At 62.8% G+C, this 4,296-nt stretch carries 3 protein-coding genes; all 3 read left to right on the plus strand.

What is annotated here, in order from left to right:
• A partial coding sequence (gcvT, locus tag AC2FLE_RS21305) for a glycine cleavage system aminomethyltransferase GcvT (RefSeq protein WP_496699607.1) occupies positions 1–1,095 on the plus strand: 1,095 nt, incomplete at its 5' end.
• Between the two features lie 18 nt (positions 1,096–1,113).
• The gene (gene gcvH, locus AC2FLE_RS21310; RefSeq protein ID WP_142640419.1) at positions 1,114–1,479 is read left to right on the plus strand and encodes a glycine cleavage system protein GcvH; all 366 of its coding nucleotides are present in this window, start codon (positions 1,114–1,116) and stop codon (positions 1,477–1,479) included.
• Between the two features lie 177 nt (positions 1,480–1,656).
• A partial coding sequence (gene gcvP / locus AC2FLE_RS21315; protein WP_496699609.1) for an aminomethyl-transferring glycine dehydrogenase occupies positions 1,657–4,296 on the plus strand: 2,640 nt, incomplete at its 3' end.

A 4,296-nucleotide genomic window follows, 5' to 3' on the forward strand; every position in this document is an offset into this window, starting at 1 on the left:
ATGACGGATATTAAGCGCACGCCTTTGCATGGTTTGCATGTTGAGTTGGGTGGGAAGTTGGTTGATTTTGCGGGCTGGGAGATGCCTGTTCAGTATCCCTTGGGGATTATGGGTGAGCATGCGCAGTGTCGTGAGAAGGCGGCGGTGTTTGATGTGTCTCATATGGGTCAGGTGATCCTGCGGGGTGAGGATGTTGGTGCCAAGCTTGAGGCTCTGTGCCCGCAGGCCTATGCGACATTGAAGCCTGGCAAGGCGCGGTATGGGTTTTTCACCAATTCGGATGGCGGGATCATGGATGATCTGATCGTGTCGAATGCGGGGGATCACTTCTTTGTGGTGGTGAACGCGGCGCTGCGTCATCAGGATATTCCGCATATGCGCGCCAATCTGGACGGGGTTGAGGTGATCGAGATCTTTGACCGCGCGCTTGTTGCGGTGCAGGGACCGAAGGCCGAGGATGTGGTGGGTGCGCTTTGCCCTGCGGCGCGGGATCTGAAGTTCATGGAAACCGTTGTTGCCGACATCCTGGGGGCCGAATGCCGGATCTCGCGTCTGGGCTATACCGGCGAGGACGGGTACGAGATCTCGATCCCCGAGGACCGTGCGATTGAAATCACCAAGGCCTTCCTGGCGCATGAGGATTGCGAGGCGGCGGGCCTGGGCGCGCGCGACAGCCTGCGGCTGGAGGCGGGGCTGTGCCTGTATGGCAATGACATTGACCAGGGCACCTCGCCGATCGAGGCCAGCCTGGGTTGGGCGATCCAGAAACGCCGCAAGGAAGAGGGTGGGTTCCCGGGGGCCGATCGCATTCAAAAAGAACTGGCCGAGGGTCCCGCGCGCAAGCTGGTGGGCATCCAGCCGGAAGGCCGGGCACCGGCGCGTCAGGGCGTGGACATTCAGTGCGCGCAGGGCAATACAATCGGTCAGATCACCTCGGGCGGGTTTGGCCCGACGGTCGGTGGACCTGTGGCGATGGGCTATGTGGCGGCGGATCATGCCGAACCGGGCACGGCGGTGAACCTGATCATCCGGGGCAAGCCGCAACCGGCACAGATTGTGGCCACCCCCTTTGTCACCCAGAATTACAAGCGTTGAAGTCAGGAGAGAGACAACATGGCAACCTATTATTCCGAAGAGCACGAATGGCTGACCGTCGAGGGTGACACCGCGACGCTGGGCATCACCAAACACGCGGCTGAACAGCTGGGCGACGTGGTGTTCGTGGAACAGCAGGAAGCAGGCGACGAGTTCGAGAAGGGTGGCGAGATTGGCGTGATCGAATCCGTCAAGGCGGCGTCCGAGCTTTATGCGCCGGTTGATGGCGAGATCGTCGAGGTCAACGAGGCGCTGGCCGACAATCCGGGCGCGCTGAACGACGACCCCGAGGGCGAGGCCTGGATCTACAAGATCAAGATCACGGATGCGTCGCAGCTGGAAGATCTGATGGATGAGGCCGGCTATAAGGCGTTTATCGGCTGATCCTCTCCGGGGCCCCGGTTCCGGGGCTCCAATGCTTTGACTTATGCCGCCGAATTCGGGCTTTGCCCGTTCGGGCCCGAAGCTGTCCTTTGGACAGGTGCCGGGACGGCCCTCACCCCTCCGCCAGAGGCTGCTGCAGCCTCGGCCGGACCTGACCTTTCGACAGGAGCGCTACACATGGCCTTCAAACTCACCGATTACGAAGCCTATGACTTTGCCAACCGTCGCCATATCGGGCCCAGCCCGACCGAGATGCGCGACATGCTCAAGGTGATCGGCTTCACGACGCTGGATCAGCTGATTGACGCCACCGTCCCCCCTGCGATCCGGCAGAAGGAAGCGCTGGACTGGGGTCCGGCGATGACCGAGCGCGATGCGCTGTTCCACATGAAAGAGGTGGCGAGCAAGAACAAGGTTCTGACCTCGCTGATTGGTCAGGGCTATTACGGCACCACCACGCCTGCGCCGATCCTGCGCAATATCCTGGAAAACCCGGCCTGGTACACGGCGTACACGCCTTATCAGCCCGAGATCAGCCAGGGCCGGCTTGAGGCGCTGCTGAACTTCCAGACCATGGTCAGCGATCTGACCGGGCTGGACGTGGCCAACGCCTCGCTGCTGGACGAAGCAACCGCTGCTGCCGAGGCGATGGCGATGGCCAAGCGCGGTGGCCGGTCCAAGGCCAATAACGCGGCTTTCTTCGTCGACAAGAACTGCCACCCGCAGACCATTGCGGTGATCAAAACCCGCGCCGAGCCTCTGGGCATCGACGTACAGGTGGCTGATCCGGATACGATGGACGCGGGCGCGGTGTTTGGCGCGATCTTCCAGTATCCCGGCACGCATGGACATGTGCGCGACTTCACCGCCGAGATCGCGGCGCTGCATGAACATAAAGCCATTGCCATCGTTGCCGCCGACATCCTGTCGCTGGCACTGCTGAAATCCCCCGGCGAGATGGGCGCGGATATCGCCATCGGTTCGACCCAGCGCTTTGGCGTGCCAATGGGCTATGGCGGCCCGCACGCGGCCTATATGGCGACCACCGACAAGCTGAAGCGGTCGATGCCCGGCCGGATCATCGGCGTCAGCATCGACAGCCGGGGCAACAAGGCCTATCGCCTGGCGCTGCAGACCCGCGAACAGCATATCCGCCGCGAGAAGGCCAACTCGAATGTCTGCACCGCGCAGGCGCTGCTGGCCGTCATTGCGTCGATGTATGCGGTTTATCACGGCCCTGATGGCATCAAGGCCATTGCGCAATCGGTGCACCGCAAGACCTCGCGCCTGGCCGCCGGTCTGGAAGAGGCGGGCTTTGCCGTGGAACCGGAAGTGTTCTTTGACACCATCACGGTCGAGGTCGGCCATCTGCAGAATGTCGTGATGGAGGCCGCCGTGGCCCGCGGCGTCAACCTGCGCAAGGTCGGCGACAGCAAGGTCGGCATCAGCCTGGACGAACAGACCCGGCCCGAGACCATCGAGGCCGTCTGGGGTGCCTTCGGCATCGATCGGGCGGATGACAGCTCGAACAAGCAATACCGCCTGCCGGATTACGCGCTGCGTGAAAGCGAATATCTGACCCACGAGATCTTCCACAAGAACCGGGCCGAGGCCGAGATCACGCGGTACATGCGCCGTCTCGCCGACCGCGACCTGGCGTTGGACCGGGCGATGATCCCGCTGGGGTCGTGCACGATGAAGCTGAACGCCACGATCGAGATGATCCCGGTCACCTGGCCCGAGTTCGGCAATCTGCACCCGTTCTGCCCCGAAGATCAGGCACAGGGCTATCACGAGATGATTGCCGATCTGAACGACAAGCTGTGCCAGATCACCGGCTATGACGCGATCTCGCAGCAGCCCAACTCGGGCGCGCAGGGCGAGTACGCAGGCCTGCTGACCATCCGCAACTATCACGCCGCGCGGGGTGAGGCGCATCGCAATGTCTGCCTGATCCCCACTTCGGCCCATGGCACCAACCCGGCCTCGGCCCAGATGGTGGGCTATCAGGTGGTGCCGGTGCAAGCGGATGAGAAGGGCAACATTGATGTCGCCGATTTCCGCGCCAAGGCGGAAAAGCATTCTGACCATCTGGCCGCCTGCATGATTACCTACCCGTCGACCCATGGCGTGTTCGAGACCACCGTCCAGGAGGTCTGCCAGATCACCCATGATCACGGCGGTCAGGTCTATATCGACGGCGCCAACATGAACGCCATGGTCGGCCTGTCGCGCCCCGGTGACATTGGTGGCGACGTCAGCCACCTGAACCTGCACAAGACCTTCTGCATCCCGCATGGCGGTGGCGGCCCCGGCATGGGTCCGATCGGCGTCAAGGCGCATCTGGAGGAACACCTGCCCGGCCACCCGGAATACGGCACCGCCGTCGGTCCGGTCTCGGCGGCACCGTTTGGGTCTCCGTCGATCCTGCCGGTCAGTTGGGCCTATGTGCTGCTGATGGGCGGTGCGGGTCTGACCCAGGCCACGAAAGTGGCGATCCTGAACGCCAACTATATCGCGGCCCGGCTGCAGGACGCCTATCCGATCCTGTACACCTCGGAAACAGGCCGGGTGGCGCATGAATGTATCCTTGACACCCGTCCTCTGGATGAGGCGGCCCATGTCAGCGTCGACGATGTGGCCAAGCGTCTGGTCGATTCCGGCTTCCACGCGCCCACCATGTCCTGGCCGGTGGCCGGAACCCTGATGGTCGAGCCCACCGAGTCGGAACCCAAGGACGAGCTGGATCGCTTCTGCGACGCCATGCTGTCCATCCGGGCCGAGGCGCAGGACATCATCGACGGCAAGATCGATGCG

This window comes from Ruegeria sp. CDSA077, assembly GCF_059612265.1.